The following is a 17,060-nucleotide window of genomic DNA, read 5'->3' on the forward strand; positions in this document are numbered from 1 at the left end:
CGCTCATGCCAGTAGCGGGTTGGAGAAGAGCAGCAGGAGCGCAATCACCAGACAATAGATTGCCGTCGTCTCGATCATCGCAAGCCCAACGAACAGCGTGCGCGAAATCGTGTTTGCGGCATCGGGTTGTCGGGCGATAGCCTCCATTGCGGCGGCGACCGCGCGCCCTTCAGCAAGGGCTGGGCCGATGGCACCAAAGGCCACGGCAAAGGCGGCACAGAAAATGCTGGCAATGGCAGCGTAGTCCATCATGAATCCTTTTTCGTTGGGGAAGGGGCAAGGTCGATATTCGGTTGGGTTCGCGCGCCGTCCTCGACCGCAGAGGTAATGAACACCATCGCCAACACCGCGAAGATGTAGGCCTGCACCAGCCCGGTCAGCAGATCGAGCGCCATCAATGGGATCGGTACCAGCAGGCCAGCCAATGAGGCGACAATGCCGATGACAAATACCCCACTCATCACGTTGCCGAACAGGCGGACGAACATGGAAAAGACCCGCGTCAGGCTTTGCAGGATGTTCAGCGGGATCATCACCGGATTGGGCGCCGCGAAAGTTTTCAGCCAGCCGCCAACGCCGCCCGCGCGTATGCCGAACCAGATCACGGACAGGAACACCAGAACGGCGAGGGCGGCGTCGGTTTCAAGCTGTGCGGTCGGAGGGTCGACCCCCGGCACAAGCGAGGACCAATTCGCCACGAGGATGAACACAAAGAGCGTGCCGATGAACCCGCGATAGGGTGCGGGCGCCGCGCCCGTGGTCTCGGTAATCTGGGTGTCGAGCGTGGCGACCATCAGTTCCAGCGCGGCCTGCCGCCGGGTTGGTCTGAGGTCTAAGCGGCGGGTCAGGACAAAAGCCCCAATCACCAGTATCGCCATGATCGCCCATGTCGTGACGATGGCTTGCGTGATCGGAACCGGTCCAATCTGGAACAGAACGGTGGAGTCGAGCGGAGAGTTCATGTTTGGATCTCCTGCATCCTGCGGAGAATGATCCACTTGGCGCAGAGGACTCCCGCAAGGGCCGCCAACAGGGCAAGGCCGCCTGCCAGAACGGCGATGAAGAACCCGGTGGCCAGAAGCGAGATGCGCGCGAGGGTCAGGACGATCGCCCTGAGCGGTTTGCCTCCGCCCACGATCAGGTTGGCGGTCTCACGCAGTGCGCGGAAATAGCCATATCCGATGAATAGCCCACCCAGAAAGCAGATCGGAAGAAGGACGATTAGCGGGAGAGTGGAGAGATCGGTCATCGTGCGTTCATCCATTTCCAAGCGGTCCAGCCGCCTATGCAAAGCCCGAGCAGCATCATTGGGGCGCTCCAGAAGATGCCCGTCTCAAATTGCGCATCGAGCCAGCGTCCGAAGAACAGGCCCGCCAGAGTCGGCACCACGAAGATCCAGCCCAGCACGCCGATCTGCGCCAAACGTCGACCGACGGACATGTCGCCTTCGCGCAGCCACTTCTCGTGACGGCTGCGATGCTTGCGGATTTCCTCGACCAGAGGATCGGTCTCTGGGGGCTCAGATTGGTTTTCGGTCACCGGAACTGTCCCTTGTCTGCGCCCTGGCGCAACCTGCTGATCATCTGGCGGACGGCGTCCATCTGCAGGCGCATCGTCTCGACATGTTCGACCCGTTCTTCGTCGGCGTCGGCCTGAAACCGGGTCAGAACCTCCGCGTCCAGCGTGGCCAGATCGTCGCCCGCCACGGCCTCGCGGGTGGCGATTGCGACACTGCTACCGCCAGTCACGGTCAGCACCCCGCCGCGCAATGCGCAGAACCGCTCGAGACCGGTGGTCTTCCAACTGAGGATGGAAACCGAGAGCGCGGTCAGGAATGGGGCGTGGCCGGGCCGAATGCTGAAGCTGCCGCTGGCGTCCTGAGCCCGCAAGCTTTCAGCATCCTCGTCCACAACGACGGACAGAGGGGTCACGATCCGCAATCTCATGCCGCTTCCTCGACGTCGGCGGCGTCCGAGGCATTTGCAGCGGCCTCTTTGTTTCTTGCGTCCTCCAGCGTTCCGACCATGTAGAGCGAGCTTTCGGACCACTCGTCGGCTTCGCCGTCCAGAATGGCGCGGCACCCCGAGAGGGTCTCGGTGAGGGGCACGCTGGCGCCCGGTGTGCCGGTAAAGGCCTCGGTCACCATGAAGGGTTGGGTCAGGAACCGTTGCAACCGGCGTGCGCGTTTGACGATCAAGCGGTCGGCGGTGCCCAGTTCCTCGACTCCAAGCAGCGAAATGATGTCGGTCAGCTCGCGGAACCTTGCCAGCGCCTGCCGGACCGCCTCGGCGGTCTGGTAATGCCCGTCACCGACAACCAGCGGATCGAGTAGCATCGATGACGAGCCCAGCGGGTCAATCGCCGGATAAAACCCCTCGGAGGCCTGGGCGCGGGACAACATGATGACGCAATCCATGTGTCCGGAAATCGTGGTCACCGCGGGGTCGGTGAAATCGTCGGCTGGCACATAGACCGCCTGAATGGCGGTCACGGCAGAGCCTGCCACAGAGGCAATACGTTCCTGCAAGCCCGCCACTTCAGTCGCGAGCGTCGGCTGGTAACCCACGCGCGAGGGAAGGCGGCCTAGCAAGCTGGATACCTCGGCCCCGGCCTGAACAAAACGGAACACGTTATCCATCAGAAGAAGGACATTCTTGTGCTTCTGGTCGCGGAAGTATTCCGAAATCGTCAAGGCTGTGAGCGGAGCCCGCCAGCGCGCGCCGGGTGGCTCGTTCATCTGACCGTAGACCAGCACGGTGCGCTCCAGAACGCCCGAGTCCTGCATTTCAGTCAGCAGCTCATGCCCCTCGCGTGATCTCTCACCGACGCCCGCGAAGACGGAGATACCTTCATATTTCTCGACCATGGCGCGGATCAATTCCATCACCAGAACGGTCTTGCCCACGCCGGCGCCGCCGAACATCGCGGCCTTGCCGCCCCGAGCCATCGGCGTCAGCAGGTCGATCACCTTGATCCCCGTCTCAAATACGTCGGTGGCGCCAGTCTGGGATTTCAGAAGCGGCGGCAGGGCATGGATCGAGCGACGTGGTGTATCCTCAGGCAAGGCAGGCCCGTCGTCCTGCGGACTGCCCACCACATCCAGAAGCCTGCCGAGAACGGCTTCGCCCACAGGCACGGTCACCGGCGCGCCGCTGGCCTGCACCGGCACGCCTCGCGCAAGGCCCGCAGTGGATTGGAAGGCCACGGCGCGTATTGTCTTCTGATCGAGGTGGCTGTGGACTTCGAGAGTGAGGACGGTCGGGCGGTCCCATTTCACGACCAGGGCAGAATTGATCGGCGGCAGGTCGGAACCAGCAAAGACGACATCCACGACCGCCCCCCGGACGGCATGCACCACGCCGTCGAGAGGCAAGCCGCAATCATCCACCTTTGCGCCGTTCCCGACGCGGGTAGCGTCCATGTTCGGTGTCGGGTCTGAGCTTTTGGGTGTCAAACGGAGCCTCTTAGCTTGCCTGTCGCCGACAGCCAGCCAGAAAACAGCAGCCTGCGGGGAACACTTGAAAGAGGCATAGAACGCTGCACGACGGTCGGCGCTAACTTGCATCAATGCGGCCCCAACGGACGTTTGCCGCACAGGGCGTAAGCAAAATGCGCCGCATCCAGTTCCTAGTGGCCCGCGTGGACGACCTGGCTGGAAGAAAATAGCAGCGGCTTCGTGCCGGCACCCTTCATCGGTGCGCCGGACAAGGGCTTGGGTCCGATCGTGGCGGCGCCGGGCACCTACGTTCACCAAACCTGATCCCACGCCCGCTTTTGGCGGTGGTAGGCCGCAGTAAGTGCACGCGTCATTGGGCCATGAAACGAAGCGGCGCGATTCATGACGCCCGGGGTGAGGACGCTCGACCAAAGGCCGATTTCGGTCAACCGCACCGCAGTGAAGATAAACGTAGCACGCTCCTAACGCCGATCAGTGCGGTGAAGATTTATCTGCGGCACACACGTTCGTGTCGTCTAGCCAGACGATGAAATGAACGGAGAGGCGTCATGATCGGATATGTTGCGAATATCGAGGAACTGACGGAAGAAAACACCGACTTTCGGCGTGTTCTTTATTCAGGAACAAAGCTGCAACTGGTTCTGATGTCACTCGAGCCGGGGACTGAAATCGGTGGCGAGATACACGCTGACACGGACCAGTTCTTTCGCATCGAAGACGGCAAGGGACGTGTCGTGATCGATGGCACGCCGCACAAGGTTGGCCCCGGCGATGGTGTGGTTGTGCCCGCAGGTGCGCATCACAACGTGATCTGCACGGGCCATGAGGCGCTCAAGCTTTATACCCTTTACGGGCCGCCGCATCACAAGGACCAACTGGTTCAAAAGACCAAGGCCGAGGCCGATGTGTCCGACGAAGTCTTCTCAGGAAAAGCCACCGAGCACGCGGCAGAGGTGGTCCGGGTTTCATCCCAAACATGATGCGCGATGCATATAGTCCGCTCTCGGACAGCAGTTCAAACAACACAACACCCTAATCTCGAACAAAAAAAGGAAATCAAAATGTCACTTGATAGCAAGACTAAAGCACAACCCACCGCCGCAACCGATATCGAGGCGGTCAGTCGTCAATTGGCCTCCCTGCGGGAGGATATGTCGCGTCTCACTGAAACTGTCAGCGCGATTGCGGGACGGCGTGGAAGCCACATGGCCGCTGATATCGCCGAAGGCTTTGACCAGGCAAGACATTATGCCGAAAGCAAGGGACGCTCTGCAGAAGCGCAAGTGGAGGAGTCTGTTGCGGCCCACCCTTTCATGACAATTGGCCTCGCCGCGGGTGCGGGTTTTTTGGTTGGCGCCCTGTCGCGGCGGTGATGGGTTTTGTCGATGACATCGTGCACAGCATTGGCCGATACATCCGAAGGGACGCTAGACGATTGCTGTTGCCGATCTTGCTTACTCTGGCCGGTGGACTGACCGCAGCCGCAGGAGTGGCGTTCCTGACGGCCTGGGCGTATCTCACGCTCAGTATTGCGGTAGGGCAAGGTCCGGCGTCCCTCTTGATGGGCCTCGGATTAACAATTTTGGCTGCGGTCCTTCTGGTCTTCGCCAGAAATCGATTTACGAAAAGGGCTCTGACCGACCCACCGGTCTTCCAACCGGCGGCACCTGCAGCCGGCGAAACCGGTTTGGCCTCTCAGATTGCGTTCACGGCAGCATTTGTTCTGGCGCGATCCCTGGGCGAGGGCAGGCGGGACTGAAATTGGCCCGGTTGACCCAAGTTGGCGCGCTACGATTCAATCTGCGCAGCTTCTCCCAAAATTACCTATTTGCAGGAGACTGAAAATGACCTTTGAGTTCAGCGACGAGACAGCCATCGTGACCGGTGCCGCCTCCGGCATCGGCGCCGCAATCGCGCAGGATCTGGCACGCTACGGGGCACGGGTAGTTCTGGCGGATATGGACGAAGCAGGGATGTCTGCCGTGGCCGAACAGATCAGGGTATCCGGTGGGGAGGCCTTCATCCACAAGACCGACACAAGCGTTGCCGCTGAGGTGGAGGCCCTTGTGGCGTTCGCTGTGGCGAAGACGGGTGGATTGCATCTTCTTGTCAACAACGCCGGTATCGGTGGCCCCGCGCATCCGGTTGGGGAATATCCTCTGGATGGTTGGCAGCAGGTCATCGACGTCAACCTGACCGGTGTGTTTCATGGCATGCGCTTTGGCCTTCCCGAAATGGTCAAGGTGGGCGGCGGCGCGATCGTCAATATGGCGTCTATCCTCGGGTCGGTCGGTTTTGCGATGGCCGGTGCCTATGTCGCCGCGAAACATGGGGTTGTTGGCCTGACTAAGGTTGCGGCCATCGAATACGCCAAGGCCGGGGTTCGGGTAAACGCGGTTGGTCCGGGCTTCATCGCGACGCCGCTTCTGGAAAAGCACCTTGACGCAGCGGCGCTGGACGGCATCGCCGCCCTGCACCCAATCGGGCGGCTGGGTGAGGCTGCGGAGGTGTCGGCGATGACCTGTTTCCTGCTCTCGGATCAGGCCAGTTTCATCACCGGAAGCTACCACCTCGTCGACGGGGGCTATACCGCGCAGTAAGCACCCGCTGCGTGGGCCTAACCGGTCACAACCCCATCGCCCACGACGATCTGTCGCCGACAGAAACCGGCAATCTTTTCGTCATGGGTCGAGATCAGGAAGGCCGTGCCTTCCTCGCGGTTGATCTGTCCGATCAGGTCCATCACCTGGTTTGCCGAGTCTCGGTCGAGGTTCCCGGTCGGCTCGTCCGCCAGCACCAGTTCCGGACTGTTCATCAAGGCACGGGCAACAGCGACTCGTTGCTTTTGCCCGCCCGAAAGGTTGGCCGAGGGGAATTCGATGCGGTCGGCGAGCCCCATGCGGGACAAGAGATCGCGGCCACGCGCACGGGCGGCGGGCGTCTCGCGCCCTTCACGTACGGCCGTGGGGAAGATCACGTTTTCCAGCGCAGTGAAATCCGGCAGAAGGTTGTGAAACTGGAAAACGAAGCCGATGTGGGCATTGCGAAACTCGGTCAGGGCCCGGTCATCGGCGGAAATCATGTCCTCGCCCAGCATGACGTAGCTGCCCGATGTAGGCTTCATCAAGGTGCCCAGTATCGTCAAGAGCGTGCTCTTGCCCGACCCCGACGGCCCCAGCAGCGCCGCCATCTCTCCGGTGTCGAGGCGCAAGGACAAGCCGCGCAGGACCCGTGTCGCGGCCTCTCCCGTCCCGTAGGTCTTGAACAGGTCGGTTACTTCCAGAAGCGCGCTCATTGGCCTATCGCCGTGACGGGATCCACGCGGGCGGCCGAACGTGCGGGCAGGATCGAGGCGAGGATCGCGCCGATGACGGTCAGCGTGATGGCCAGGCCATAGGATCCTTGCGTTATGTCCATTGGCAGGGTGCCTGGCTCGAAGGCATCGCGCGAGGGGAAGGGCAAGAGTGCAAGGTATCCCAGCGCCGCGCCCATGATGCCCCCCATCAGCCCGATCAGCGCGCCCTGCGTGACGAAGACGAAGATGACGAACCCGCGCCCGGCCCCCATCGCGCGCATGATCCCGATCTCGGGGCGGCGGCGGTAGGTCGACAGCAAGAGCGCCGAGGCGACGCCGATCACGATGGTGATGAGCGCGAAGGTTTTGAGGAAATACCCGGTCTGCGCCTGTGCGTTCAGCGCCTCCATCAATTGCTCCGCCCCGTCCGTCCAGGGCACCGCGTCAAGGCCCGTCAGGGCGCGGATCCGCAGGGCCGTGGCATCGGCCGCGTTCAGATCGCCCAGCTTGATCTCGATCCGCGTGACGCCTTGCGGCATGGCATAGAGCGTCCGGGCGGTCGACAGGCTGACAAAGGCCCGCGCGCTGTCCATGCTGCCATTACCGGTCTTGAAGATACCGCTGAGCGTCAGCGCCGCCGTGACACCGTTTGAGCTTTCCAGCCGCAGCGTCCGGCCGATCGACAGCGCCAGATCATCGGCCAGATCGCGACCCAGCACGATCAGGCCCGACCCAAGCCGCACATCCCCCTCGACCATGTAGCCCGCCAGATCGAGGATGGCGGATTCGCGACCCGGCTCCACCCCGGTCACGCTGACCTGTGCGACCTGCGCCCCGCGCGTGACGAACCCCGCGCCGCTGATCTGCGGCGAGACGGCCCTGACCCCCGGAACCCCTTCGATCTGAGGCAGCCAGGTCGCGGCCTCGGACAGCGTTGCGGTGCGGGTGCGCACCCGTTCGGCCACGACCAGCACATGGCCCTCGGGCGAGATCAGCACGGACGGGTCGTCGGTTTCGGCCTCGATGGTGATATGGCTGATGTCGCCCACGGTGCGCGACAAGATGAATTCGGCCAGCCCCCCGATCAGGGCCGACATGAAGATGAAGATGAACACGCCCACCGCCACGCCTGTGACCAACAGGGCCGTCTGGGCCTTGCTCGCCGTCAGATACCGGGTCGCGATCTTCAGGGCATAGAGCATCAGGGTTGATCCACCGCGACCGTCTGCCCATCCGCGATGCCTGTGGCGTCCACGATCACCGCCTCGCCCGCCTCAAGGCCCCCGGTCACGATGAGGCGTGCGGCCGGCCAGTCCACCACCGTCACGGGCCGCAACTCCGCCACGTCGTCCGACACCACGAAAACCCCGTCGCCGTTCAGCAAGGCGGTGCGCGGCACGGTCAGCGCGGCCTCGCGCTGCTCGACGATGATATTCGTCGCCACGGTAAGGCCGATGGGGGCCGAAACCGGGCTGTCGAAGGCGATCTTGATGGCAAGGCCTCCGGTGGCCTCGTCCACGCGGTTCGACACGAAGCTGACGTGACCCTCGCGCGTGGTGGATTCCCCGGCCAGTTGCACGATGGCGGACAGATCGACCGCGATCTGCCTCGCATAGGCCTCGTCCACATCCGCTTCGACGACCAATTCCGTGAGATCGGCCAAGGTCAGCAAACGTGCCGACGGGCCGACGATCTGCCCCGCCTCGGCGTCAAGCTCAAGGACGGTGCCCGCAACGGGCGCCCGGATCGTGTAGGTGCCAAGCACGATCTGCGCCTGGTCGAGCAGCGCGGTCAGGCGCGCCACCTCCTGTGCCGCGGATCGCAGGGCGAAGGCATCCGCCTCCAGCACTGTCCTTGGGACGTTGTCGCCCAGCACGACAGCGCGATCATAGGCCTCCGACGCTTGTTGCTGCGTCACGTGCGCGGCGTCGAGCGTGGCCATGGCCTGCCGGACGGCGGCGGTCTGCGCGCCCGCATCGAGCTGCGCGAGGATCTGGTCTGCCTCGACCATGTCACCCTCTGCCACCGGAAGCTGCGCGAGGGTGCCGGAAACCACCGATCTGACATCGACGGACCGAACCGCCGCAATCCGGCCGTTGACGGCAAGCACACGCGTTACCGGGGCGAGGGTCGCGATCTCGACCGATACAAGGGTCGGCCGTGCCATCCAGACCTGCGACCAGACCAGGCCGCCAACCGCAAGGACCAGCAGGCCCGCACCCCCCCAAAGCCATCGGCGACGCCTTTTGACAGGCGCGGGCGCGACCGGGCGCAGGGCTGGCACGCGCGGCGCGGATGCAGCCTCGTTTTCCGTTCCGGCGCGCGGGTTATCCTGTGTCTCTATGGTGTTTGCCGAGGCCAAGCTGGATCCTTCCCGAACGTCATTCCGCATGGGCGGAGTGATAGCTCCGGTCAGACAGCGGCTGGGATAAGATATCCGACCAGCGAGACCGCGCCCTGACATGGATCAGGGACGCCACCGGCATCGCCATGGCATTTCGAAAGGGAAGAGGCCACCTGCGCGTGTGTCGCCCGGCCTTGAGCTGGTTGTCCAATGGGAGGCCCCGATGCCCGACGATCCATATGAGGTGCTTGGCCTGACCAAGGCCGCATTGGCCGACGACATCAAGAAGGCGTATCGGAAACTGGTGCGGACAAGCCATCCTGACTTGCATCCCGACGATGCCGGGGCCGAGGCGCGGTTCAAGGCAATCTCTGCTGCCTATGAGATCCTGAAAGATCCCGAGACCCGCGCCCGATATGATGCGGGAGAGATCGACGGGCTCGGCGCAGAGCGCCCACAGCGGCAGTACTATCGTGATTTCGCAGACGCGTCGGACAACGCCTACCAGCAAACGCGCGGGTTTGGGCAGAATGCCGATCCGGCGGACATCTTCGCGGAGATCCTGCGTAGTCGTTCGCGGTCGTCCGGTGGCGACTTTTCTGACGGTGTGTTTTCAGCCCATGGCCCGGATGTGCGCTATACGCTTGAGGTGCCGTTTCTGGATGCAGCACGAGGTGCCGAGACCCGTATCACACTGCCGGATGGCCAGAGCCTCGCCGTCAAGATCCCAAGGGGCACTGAGGACGGCCAGACGCTCCGGTTGCGCGGAAAAGGCGCGCCCGGCTTCGGTGGTGGCCCGGCAGGGGATGCGCTCGTCACCGTTCTGGTGCGGCCCCACCCGGTGTTCCGTCGTGACGGCGACGACATTCTCGTGACGCTCCCGATCACCATCGACGAGGCTGTTCTCGGCGGCAAGGTCACGGCACCGACCATCGACGGCCCCGTAGGTCTCACCATTCCCCCGGGGACGAGCTCTGGCCAGGTTCTGCGTCTGCGGGCGCGCGGGGTCGCACGGGCAGGGCGCCAGACAAAGGGCGACCAGCGGGTCGAGCTGAAGATCGTCGCGCCGCCTGACGTGGACGTTGGACTGCGCGAGTTCCTTGCGGAATGGCGCAAGACCCATGCCTACGACCCGCGCGCCGATCTGATGAAAGGGGCCGGGACATGACAGACCGCTATTCCGAAGACGACGTCGTTGCCAGCGTGACGCGGCTGACCCGCAGCCAGCTTGTCACCTTCATCGAATGTGATTTCGTCAGGCCAGACCGCCAAGCGGGCGCGTATGTCTTTCGCCGCATCGATCTCGCGCGGCTGGAGCTTTTGTGCGATCTGTCCCAAGACCTCGATCTGGATGAGATCGGCCTGGGCATCGTGATCTCGCTCATCGACCAATTGCACGCCGCGCGGCAGGATATCGCGACCATGTCGCGCGCGATAGCCGCCCTGCCGGCCGACCTGCAGGCCCAGATCATGGCGGAAATGAAAAGGCCTTGAGCGGAATTCCAGCGGGACCGAGAAGCGGTGTCCCTACGTCCAACAAAACGCTACGCCTGTTCCCGGCGCCGATGTTGGCATGCGGGTCACGCAGCGCCTGCCCCATCAAAGAACAATGATTTTTCTTGTCGCATAGTCGTCGCAACGTCTTTGCTAAGGTCTTTCTGAGACTAAGTCGCCTTTGGCGCCGATGGGGGATTGGGCTGAAACCCAAGTCGCCAGAGACGGTTGGGCAGTTTGCGTGTGCGGATCGTGTGTACAGGGCGTACCGGCGCTCTGCTCTGAGGGCGCGAAAGCGGAAATCGCGACATCCGCACCTTGTTACGCCCCGCTCGCCAATTCTACGCCACAAGCCGCGGCACCACGCCCTCGACCAACCGCAGGAATCGTGAGTTGCGAGCCCCCGCAACTAGCCCCTTGAGAAACCGAATAAATTTCAGTGGAGTGGCGAGCGGCGAGATATCGCCCTTCTTCCAGAACGAGCAAAAAAATGGCGCCGTAGGTGCAAATCACCCCGCAACCAACTGCGACGGCATATTGCAGAGTCCAATCGGCCTCATTTTCGTGATGGATGATGAAAATTGTGAAATTATTTCAATAGATTGCGGACTTTTATGTGTGCAGATGATGTTCGTGTTTCGATCATGTGATTTTGCGCTGCGTCGCTGCCTTTTCGGTCAGTGGTCGGAGAATCGTGCCTTCAATGTTTATGAATACTGGCCGGCGACGGCTGGTTGATGGTGACAAGTTCACGGGCATGTCTGTTTCACGGGCATGTCTGTGTGGGGCACGTGCCCTCCGGCCTCGTGCTTGCTCGGCGCCTGAGTGCGCCGACAAAGCCAAGTTCAGGCGGCCGAGGCGAAGCCTTGTTATCGGACAGCTCCGCGACCACCGAGATTTTAAGAGACTACGCCGTGATGCGGGGGCAAGCGTGATTGCCCGACCGACCCCAACACGACGGTCAGGAACTACGCCCTTCATCGATCCAACACGCGAAGCCAATCGGCGATATGCCGACCAATGGCTTTGGGTTGGTCCTCCTGAGCGAAGTGTCGCGCCTCGCCGCCGTAGCGGATTTCGATATTGTTGTAATTGTCCTGCATCCAACGCGCGGCCTCTGGCGGGACAATGGCGCCCGGATCGAAATAGATCAGAAGTTTCGGGGTCTCCGAAAGGCGAAGCCAATCGCCGACCTCCTGCACGACTGCGACATTGCGGGCCGGCTCACCGGCGATGGGGAGTTCGTTGGGCCACATGCGGATCGGCTCCCGCGCGGCGGGATCGGCGAAGGGCGCGCGATACGCCTCCATTTCGGTGTCGGTCAGCTGGCGGATAACTTGCGCAGGCAGGATCTGTTCGATGAAGACGTTCTGTTCGATCAGAAGCTGCGGCCCGGTTTCGGGGTCGCGGAACGCGCGGAAGATGTCGGCAGCAGGCCCTAGAGCCTCGATCGTCTCAACCGGGAAGGCCGGCGGGATGATTGCCTCGAGAAAGGCGACGGCATGCACGTTCTCCTCGTTCTGTCGCGCGTAGTTCAGGCCAAGAACCGACCCCCAGTCGTGCAGAACAAGCGTGACATCTTCGAGAGCGAGTGCCTCGATGAACCCTTCGACGTAGCGATAGTGATTTTGAAACGCATAGTCGATCTGGGGTTTGTCAGATCGACCAAAGCCCACAAGATCGGGCGCGATGACCCTGCCCGAGTCTTCGAGGAGCGGGATCACGTTACGCCAAAGATAAGAGGATGTGGGATTGCCATGCAGAAGCAGAATAGGTTTTCCTTCGCCAATCTCGAGGTAGTGCAACCGCGCCCCCTCGACCTCGATGAAATTCGAGCGTGGTTCGGCCGCGGCGGGCGACAACGGGGCGGTAAGTGCCGCGCCGAACAGGGCATGAATGATTAGACGTTTCATGTCGGTCTCCGTGGTTTTGAAGGTTCCAGGAACAAGCATTGAAGAGGTTGAACCGCCTCGGGCGTGGGTCGTCGGCGCGGTTCAATTGTGGTCTGACCCAAGTGCAGCGCAGGTTCAGTAACAGTGCGCTTCAGGCGGGAAATTCGTCTCAACCTGACAGGATGAGGCCAGCGCTCAGAAGGATGAGGCCGGACAAGAAAAGCAGGAGGCCGCGGCTCCAGATGCCAGCCGAAAATCGCGCCAACAGTACGCGGCCGCCCAGCAACCAGGCTCCGTTGCACAAGGGGGCGATGATCACGAAGGTCAATGACATCAGCGCCGCGCGATGCCACGCTTGGTCGGCCAGATTCGAGTAGGCTGCCGTGACCGCCGCAACCATGGCCCAGGCCTTCGGATTGACCCATTGGAACAGCGCGGCCTCTATCAAGGTCATGGGACGCGCGCCCGAAGACCGGCCGAGGGTGTCTTCTGCGGCTTTCTCGGGAAACAACGCTGGTCTGGCGAGTTGCCACGCGAGGACGCAAAGCCAGGCAATCCCCGCCCATTTCAGGACTACGAGGAGGAGCGGCCACCGGTCGAGCACAGCGCCGAGGCCGAACGCGACAGACGACAGCATGACTGAGAACCCCAGTGCAATTCCGGCGATATGCGGAGCCGTCGCGCGTATCCCGAACGCCGCGCCCGAGGCTGCGACCATAAGGTTGTTGGGACCCGGCGTTATCGACGCGACAAAGGCGACATTCACAAACGCAAGAAGCACGGAAGGATCGAAAAACGTCATTGCGAAGCGCCTATTCTTGTGGGTGGGAAACGGGCCAGCCAGAGAGCGCGCACCCGGGGGGGGCGCCGAGCGCCGAACGCGGCAGGCTCTGCTAGGCGGCCTCCCGCGTTGCGCGGGCTTCGACGAAACGCCGGTTGGCGGCGACGAGTTGGCCGATCTGCTTTCGGATCTGCCGCTTCATCAGCGGTCCCAGCAGGCGCCCGAGCACACCCAGCTTCGGGACGAACGACAAGCTGAAGGTCAGCTCCGTGCGGCCTGTCGTAAGGGGGGCGAGGGCGATGCGCGCAGTCGCCGATTGCATAGGGATGGTTCCGTCATAGATGTCGACGACCATCAGTTGTTCCGGCACGTATTCGACGATGCGCTCCTTGATGTGGTTCTTTCCATCCGCAAGGTCGCACTGACGCTGCGCACCCAGTCCTGTACTGGCGCTGTTGTCGATCAGGAACGATCGCTTCAGGTTCGGATTGAACTGGTCGATGTGTCCGAAATTGTCCCATGTGGCCCAGACCTTGGAGACCGGGGCTTCGATTACGGTTTTGACGACGGCTGTCGGCATGGTTTGAGTCCTCTCTGATGTTTTTCTCGCTGGTGTGTTGACACACCCGGAGCGGTCCTTTGTCCGCTCCGGGCGTCAACAGGTCATCATTCGGCGGGGGGGACGAAGGCCGGCGCGAGAACCATGTTGTTGAGCGACGTGCTGGCAATGCGCAGATCGATGGCCTGCTGATAGGCATCCGAGTTGTACCAGCCCTGCTTGGCGGCTTCTTCGGAGGGAAATTCGATCACCACGGTCCAGTTGCCGCTCCATGCGCCTTCGAGCGTGTCGACCGTGGGCGAAGCCACAAGAACGCGTCCGCCATTTCCGAGCACCTGCGGGCCGGCCGCGGCGCCGTATTCCTCGAAGAAGGCAGTGTGATCCTCGATCTGGATTTGTGCGATCATGTAGACGGGGTCGGCCATGGCCGGTGCGGTGAGCGCTGTGGTTGCGATGGCCATCGTCGTCAGGGCCTTGAAGATCGGGTGCATTGAAGTCTCCTTGCGGGTTTTGTGATTTCATTCTCTGTGGAAAGCTGTTTATTTGCGGCATTAATGCCAATCAACGCGAGGTTGCGCACATAAATGGGCAAAAATGCACGCACGTCACTTCCTTGGTCCGACGCACCGTTCCTGCTGGCCCTAGCGAGATCCGGCAACTTCATGGCCGCTGCGCGCGAGCTTGGGGTTGACAGAACGACCGTCGCGCGAAGGCTTGACCGTCTCGAAGAGCGCCTCGGCACGAAGCTGTTCGAACGGATTTCCGGGGAACTCGAACTGACGCTTCACGGCCGCCGGACGCTGGCCGTCATGGAACGGGCCGAACAGGAACTCAGTCATCTCTACCCCGACAAGGACGATGCCAGGATCGCTTTTGGCAAGGTGCGCGTGTCGCTTTCCCCGCATGTGCTGGCCGGGTTCTCCAAAGAGGTTATCCGCTTTGCTGAGTCCCATCCTCAGATATTCCCGGTGCTGGCGACATCGGATCGCTTCGTCGATCTGCATCGCTACGAGGCCGATATCGCTCTGCGGGTGGCCGTGACGCGGCCGCACGATCTGCACAGCATCGATCTCGGTCCGGTCCGCTTCGGTCTATACAGCAGGAGCGATCAGAGGGGCCCTCTGCGCGCTGTCCTGACGCCGCCGGGCCAGACGGAACTGCCCCGGGAATTCGTGCCGCAATCCGAGACGCCCATTGTCGTCGCGAGTGTCGACGGCGTTCTGCCAACCCGCGAGCTGGTTCTGGCCGGGGCTGGGGCAGGGCTTCTGCCGCAATTCATCGCAGAGGATGATCCACGTCTGGCGCTCGTGTCCGACGGTCTTGCGGAAGGGCGACATCGCCTTTGGATAAGCTGCCTTGCCGAGCAGAAGGCCAATTCGCGGATCAGAACGGCGATGAAGGGCTTGTCGGGAGAGATCGCGCAGCGATTGAAGGCGCTCGATCCGGGCGGGCGGTAAAGCGCCCGGGTGTGACCGGTCATGGCCGGTTTAGGGGGACATCGGGCTGGTGCGTCGCCCGATGCCGGTCGGGTATCAAGGCGGGACGGACCGGCCATCGATGTGGTCTTCAACTACTCTGGCCTTGTATTTCCAGCAGTTGCGCGTGTTCCTTTTGCTCCGCCCGCAGTCGGCTGATCGCGATGAAATGGAAGCCCATGAAGATCGGAACGAAATAGGCGGGGAACAAGGCCAATGGGTAGTCGTTGATGATGTTCGGTGCATCCTTCGACAGAGTGTGGAACATCCCCTCCGACGTCATGACGCCAAGCACTACAGCAATCGCGAAGTCCGCAAGTCCTATGGTGTTGGCGCGCGCCAGTTTCCGGCGCGCATCGGGCGCCCCCGCGGCCAGGGCTCGGGTCGCCTGATACCCGGCGATACCGGCCCAGATGTCGCCCAGACCCGCGGGAATGGCGAATTCCGGCGGTACACGGCCTATCAGCCAGCCGACCAGGAACAGCCCGCCCATCACCCGCGCGATCTGGAAGGACGCAATCGCGCTGAGCGGCGCTGCATCGGTGATCTGCCGCCCCGTCGCTGTCTTCCGCGCCAGCCCCCATATCAGGACCGCGCCGCCAATGAGAAAACCGATGACCACGGGCGGTTCGGCGAAGCTGTCGGGTACACGGAACGCCCCGATCTGTGCCAGCGGCACACTCGCCGCGAACCACACGCCACTGATCAGCGCCGTCCAAAACGCCGCCTGCGTGATCTGGAAGCCCGACAGGCCTGCGCGCACCGCACCGAGGGCAAGTATGGCCATGACCCAAACGGGCAGGGTCACGGCGAAAACGCGCACGAAAATCTCAAGAACGTCAAACATAGGTTGCTTCCTCTTTGGTGCTGTGCGTGGCGGAAGTGTCAGGGGGCACCGTGGTGGGATCGTCGGCGTACCATGCTTCGATCGCCTCGCAGATTGGGCCGGGTGCATCCTCCTGGATGAAGTGGCCGGCATTGCGCAGGGTGATGTCCCTGTGGTTCGGGAATGCCGCACGGAACTGGTCCCGCTCTGCTGTCTTGAAGGCAAAATCGCTGTCGCCCCACAGGATCAGGGCGGGTTTGTCCGCTATCTCCGGCAGCGCGGCCTCGATCCGGGATAGGAACGGGCCCGCTGCAACCAGTTGTCGCGGGAAGATCGCCGTCGGGCGGCGCGCGTCGCGTTGGCGGAACGGGGCGAGATACATGTCCCACTCCGGCCGCGTCAGTTTGTTCACGACCCCAGCGGTAAAGAACCACCGGACCACGCCGTTGAAGGACCATGCCGCGAACCGCCCCGCGGCTCCCCCCATGACGGTCGAGAAGACGCGCGGTCCGCGCCGCCGGAACGGCCCGGCGAACGTGTTGCCAATGATAAGCCGGTCGATCCGATCCGGTCGCGCCAGTGTCGCGGCAAGCCCGATCGGCCCGCCCCAGTCCTGCATCATCACGCCCGCGCCGCGCAGATCGAGCGTGTCGATGAAGGCGACGATCGCCTCGCTCTGCTCACGTGCTGTATAGCCGTATCCGCTCCGGGCCGTGGACAGACCGAAGCCCGGAAGGTCCGGCGCGATGCAGCGAAAGCGGCGGCTCAGCCGCGGGATGATCTTGCGATACAAGAACGACCAGGCCGGGTTTCCGTGTAACAGCAAAAGGACCGGCCCGGACCCTTCGTCGACATAGTGGAGCCGCGTGCCATCGGTGAGCGTCAGCCACCGCGATGTGAACGGATAGAGTTCCGGATCGGGCCTGAAGCGCATGGG

The 17,060-nt window shown here is 62.6% G+C and carries 23 protein-coding genes; 8 read left to right on the forward strand and 15 right to left on the reverse strand.

From position 1 onward, the window contains the following. Window positions 1-3: 3 nt before the first annotated feature. From GQ651_RS14270 to atpD, 6 genes are read right to left on the reverse strand one after another with little or no spacing between them, the layout of a single operon-like run. Window positions 4-252 (reverse strand): F0F1 ATP synthase subunit C, encoded by a 249-nt coding sequence (locus tag GQ651_RS14270; protein WP_406565470.1) that lies wholly within the window; start codon window positions 250-252, stop codon window positions 4-6. Next, a complete protein-coding gene (locus tag GQ651_RS14275) occupies window positions 249-962 on the reverse strand; it encodes a F0F1 ATP synthase subunit A (protein WP_160764878.1) in 714 nt (237 codons plus the stop codon). The genes GQ651_RS14270 and GQ651_RS14275 overlap by 4 nt, the downstream gene beginning before the upstream one ends. Then, complete coding sequence (locus GQ651_RS14280; RefSeq protein ID WP_160764879.1) at window positions 959-1,249, reverse strand: N-ATPase subunit AtpR; 291 nt, start codon at window positions 1,247-1,249, stop codon at window positions 959-961. Before GQ651_RS14280 ends, GQ651_RS14275 begins: the two co-directional genes overlap by 4 nt. Beyond that, window positions 1,246-1,539: an AtpZ/AtpI family protein gene (locus GQ651_RS14285; protein WP_160764880.1), complete on the reverse strand. Its 294-nt coding sequence runs from the start codon at window positions 1,537-1,539 to the stop codon at window positions 1,246-1,248. Before GQ651_RS14285 ends, GQ651_RS14280 begins: the two co-directional genes overlap by 4 nt. Continuing rightward, complete coding sequence (locus GQ651_RS14290) at window positions 1,536-1,946, reverse strand: F0F1 ATP synthase subunit epsilon (protein ID WP_160764881.1); 411 nt, start codon at window positions 1,944-1,946, stop codon at window positions 1,536-1,538. Before GQ651_RS14290 ends, GQ651_RS14285 begins: the two co-directional genes overlap by 4 nt. Further along, the gene (gene atpD, locus GQ651_RS14295) at window positions 1,943-3,421 is read right to left on the reverse strand and encodes a F0F1 ATP synthase subunit beta (protein WP_160764882.1); all 1,479 of its coding nucleotides are present in this window, start codon (window positions 3,419-3,421) and stop codon (window positions 1,943-1,945) included. Before atpD ends, GQ651_RS14290 begins: the two co-directional genes overlap by 4 nt. 584 nt (window positions 3,422-4,005) lie before the next feature. On the opposite strand from atpD, the gene GQ651_RS14300 reads away from it, so the two are divergent. From GQ651_RS14300 to GQ651_RS14315, 4 genes are all read left to right on the forward strand, one after another. After that, complete coding sequence (locus GQ651_RS14300) at window positions 4,006-4,437, forward strand: cupin domain-containing protein (RefSeq protein ID WP_160764883.1); 432 nt, start codon at window positions 4,006-4,008, stop codon at window positions 4,435-4,437. Between the two features lie 81 nt (window positions 4,438-4,518). After that, complete coding sequence (locus tag GQ651_RS14305; protein WP_160764884.1) at window positions 4,519-4,830, forward strand: DUF883 family protein; 312 nt, start codon at window positions 4,519-4,521, stop codon at window positions 4,828-4,830. After that, window positions 4,830-5,216, forward strand: a complete 387-nt coding sequence (locus GQ651_RS14310) for a hypothetical protein (protein ID WP_160764885.1) — start codon at window positions 4,830-4,832, stop codon at window positions 5,214-5,216. Before GQ651_RS14305 ends, GQ651_RS14310 begins: the two co-directional genes overlap by 1 nt. Window positions 5,217-5,301: 85 nt before the next feature. After that, window positions 5,302-6,057 carry an SDR family NAD(P)-dependent oxidoreductase gene (locus GQ651_RS14315; RefSeq protein WP_160764886.1) on the forward strand — a complete coding sequence of 252 codons (756 nt, stop codon included), beginning with the start codon at window positions 5,302-5,304 and terminating at the stop codon, window positions 6,055-6,057. 17 nt (window positions 6,058-6,074) lie between these two features. On the opposite strand, the gene GQ651_RS14320 is transcribed toward GQ651_RS14315, so the two are convergent. Genes GQ651_RS14320 through GQ651_RS14330 form a run of 3 tightly spaced genes read right to left on the reverse strand, consistent with a single transcriptional unit; the run spans window position 6,075 to window position 8,919 of the window. Beyond that, a complete protein-coding gene (locus GQ651_RS14320; protein ID WP_160764887.1) occupies window positions 6,075-6,752 on the reverse strand; it encodes an ABC transporter ATP-binding protein in 678 nt (225 codons plus the stop codon). After that, entirely contained in the window at window positions 6,749-7,954 is a 1,206-nt protein-coding gene (locus GQ651_RS14325; protein ID WP_160764888.1) for an ABC transporter permease, read from the reverse strand. Before GQ651_RS14325 ends, GQ651_RS14320 begins: the two co-directional genes overlap by 4 nt. Next, window positions 7,954-8,919: an efflux RND transporter periplasmic adaptor subunit gene (locus GQ651_RS14330; protein WP_227258191.1), complete on the reverse strand. Its 966-nt coding sequence runs from the start codon at window positions 8,917-8,919 to the stop codon at window positions 7,954-7,956. Before GQ651_RS14330 ends, GQ651_RS14325 begins: the two co-directional genes overlap by 1 nt. A 400-nt stretch (window positions 8,920-9,319) precedes the next feature. On the opposite strand from GQ651_RS14330, the gene GQ651_RS14335 reads away from it, so the two are divergent. The 3 genes from GQ651_RS14335 (at window position 9,320) to GQ651_RS14345 (ending at window position 11,328) form a co-directional block, all read left to right on the forward strand. Then, on the forward strand, window positions 9,320-10,264 hold the full coding sequence (locus GQ651_RS14335) for a DnaJ C-terminal domain-containing protein (RefSeq protein WP_160764890.1): 945 nt from the start codon (window positions 9,320-9,322) through the stop codon (window positions 10,262-10,264). Beyond that, window positions 10,261-10,590, forward strand: a complete 330-nt coding sequence (locus GQ651_RS14340; protein ID WP_160764891.1) for a chaperone modulator CbpM — start codon at window positions 10,261-10,263, stop codon at window positions 10,588-10,590. The genes GQ651_RS14335 and GQ651_RS14340 overlap by 4 nt, the downstream gene beginning before the upstream one ends. Window positions 10,591-11,034: 444 nt before the next feature. Next, window positions 11,035-11,328 carry a hypothetical protein gene (locus GQ651_RS14345; protein WP_160764892.1) on the forward strand — a complete coding sequence of 98 codons (294 nt, stop codon included), beginning with the start codon at window positions 11,035-11,037 and terminating at the stop codon, window positions 11,326-11,328. Between the two features lie 239 nt (window positions 11,329-11,567). Here the strand turns inward: GQ651_RS14345 and GQ651_RS14350 are convergent, their stop codons facing one another. From GQ651_RS14350 to GQ651_RS14365, 4 genes are all read right to left on the reverse strand, one after another. Beyond that, entirely contained in the window at window positions 11,568-12,503 is a 936-nt protein-coding gene (locus GQ651_RS14350; RefSeq protein WP_160764893.1) for a haloalkane dehalogenase, read from the reverse strand. Window positions 12,504-12,651: 148 nt separating this feature from the next. Continuing rightward, complete coding sequence (locus GQ651_RS14355; protein WP_160764894.1) at window positions 12,652-13,263, reverse strand: LysE family translocator; 612 nt, start codon at window positions 13,261-13,263, stop codon at window positions 12,652-12,654. Window positions 13,264-13,375: 112 nt separating this feature from the next. Further along, entirely contained in the window at window positions 13,376-13,843 is a 468-nt protein-coding gene (locus tag GQ651_RS14360) for an SRPBCC family protein (protein ID WP_160764895.1), read from the reverse strand. An 86-nt stretch (window positions 13,844-13,929) separates the two neighbouring features. After that, window positions 13,930-14,313: a DUF1330 domain-containing protein gene (locus GQ651_RS14365; protein WP_160764896.1), complete on the reverse strand. Its 384-nt coding sequence runs from the start codon at window positions 14,311-14,313 to the stop codon at window positions 13,930-13,932. Window positions 14,314-14,406: 93 nt separating this feature from the next. Here GQ651_RS14365 and GQ651_RS14370 point away from each other — a divergent pair, with 93 nt between their 5' ends. After that, a complete protein-coding gene (locus GQ651_RS14370) occupies window positions 14,407-15,279 on the forward strand; it encodes a LysR family transcriptional regulator (protein ID WP_227258193.1) in 873 nt (290 codons plus the stop codon). Window positions 15,280-15,388: 109 nt separating this feature from the next. Here GQ651_RS14370 and GQ651_RS14375 read toward each other — a convergent pair whose 3' ends face one another. Further along, window positions 15,389-16,144: a hypothetical protein gene (locus tag GQ651_RS14375; RefSeq protein WP_160764898.1), complete on the reverse strand. Its 756-nt coding sequence runs from the start codon at window positions 16,142-16,144 to the stop codon at window positions 15,389-15,391. Then, a complete protein-coding gene (locus GQ651_RS14380; RefSeq protein ID WP_160764899.1) occupies window positions 16,137-17,057 on the reverse strand; it encodes an alpha/beta fold hydrolase in 921 nt (306 codons plus the stop codon). Before GQ651_RS14380 ends, GQ651_RS14375 begins: the two co-directional genes overlap by 8 nt. Window positions 17,058-17,060: the final 3 nt, after the last annotated feature.

The organism is Kangsaoukella pontilimi, assembly GCF_009830125.1.
Lineage (GTDB): Bacteria > Pseudomonadota > Alphaproteobacteria > Rhodobacterales > Rhodobacteraceae > Kangsaoukella > Kangsaoukella pontilimi.

Coding starts and splice junctions, on each gene's coding strand:
- GQ651_RS14270 (WP_406565470.1), bottom strand. CDS start 252: ATGATGGACTACGCTGCCATTGCCAGCATTTTCTGTGCCGCCTTTGCC.
- GQ651_RS14275 (WP_160764878.1), bottom strand. CDS start 962: ATGAACTCTCCGCTCGACTCCACCGTTCTGTTCCAGATTGGACCGGTT.
- GQ651_RS14280 (WP_160764879.1), bottom strand. CDS start 1,249: ATGACCGATCTCTCCACTCTCCCGCTAATCGTCCTTCTTCCGATCTGC.
- GQ651_RS14290 (WP_160764881.1), bottom strand. CDS start 1,946: ATGAGATTGCGGATCGTGACCCCTCTGTCCGTCGTTGTGGACGAGGAT.
- atpD (WP_160764882.1), bottom strand. CDS start 3,421: ATGGACGCTACCCGCGTCGGGAACGGCGCAAAGGTGGATGATTGCGGC.
- GQ651_RS14300 (WP_160764883.1), top strand. CDS start 4,006: ATGATCGGATATGTTGCGAATATCGAGGAACTGACGGAAGAAAACACC.
- GQ651_RS14305 (WP_160764884.1), top strand. CDS start 4,519: ATGTCACTTGATAGCAAGACTAAAGCACAACCCACCGCCGCAACCGAT.
- GQ651_RS14310 (WP_160764885.1), top strand. CDS start 4,830: ATGGGTTTTGTCGATGACATCGTGCACAGCATTGGCCGATACATCCGA.
- GQ651_RS14315 (WP_160764886.1), top strand. CDS start 5,302: ATGACCTTTGAGTTCAGCGACGAGACAGCCATCGTGACCGGTGCCGCC.
- GQ651_RS14320 (WP_160764887.1), bottom strand. CDS start 6,752: ATGAGCGCGCTTCTGGAAGTAACCGACCTGTTCAAGACCTACGGGACG.
- GQ651_RS14325 (WP_160764888.1), bottom strand. CDS start 7,954: ATGCTCTATGCCCTGAAGATCGCGACCCGGTATCTGACGGCGAGCAAG.
- GQ651_RS14330 (WP_227258191.1), bottom strand. CDS start 8,919: ATGGCACGGCCGACCCTTGTATCGGTCGAGATCGCGACCCTCGCCCCG.
- GQ651_RS14335 (WP_160764890.1), top strand. CDS start 9,320: ATGCCCGACGATCCATATGAGGTGCTTGGCCTGACCAAGGCCGCATTG.
- GQ651_RS14340 (WP_160764891.1), top strand. CDS start 10,261: ATGACAGACCGCTATTCCGAAGACGACGTCGTTGCCAGCGTGACGCGG.
- GQ651_RS14350 (WP_160764893.1), bottom strand. CDS start 12,503: ATGAAACGTCTAATCATTCATGCCCTGTTCGGCGCGGCACTTACCGCC.
- GQ651_RS14360 (WP_160764895.1), bottom strand. CDS start 13,843: ATGCCGACAGCCGTCGTCAAAACCGTAATCGAAGCCCCGGTCTCCAAG.
- GQ651_RS14365 (WP_160764896.1), bottom strand. CDS start 14,313: ATGCACCCGATCTTCAAGGCCCTGACGACGATGGCCATCGCAACCACA.
- GQ651_RS14370 (WP_227258193.1), top strand. CDS start 14,407: ATGGGCAAAAATGCACGCACGTCACTTCCTTGGTCCGACGCACCGTTC.
- GQ651_RS14375 (WP_160764898.1), bottom strand. CDS start 16,144: ATGTTTGACGTTCTTGAGATTTTCGTGCGCGTTTTCGCCGTGACCCTG.
- GQ651_RS14380 (WP_160764899.1), bottom strand. CDS start 17,057: ATGCGCTTCAGGCCCGATCCGGAACTCTATCCGTTCACATCGCGGTGG.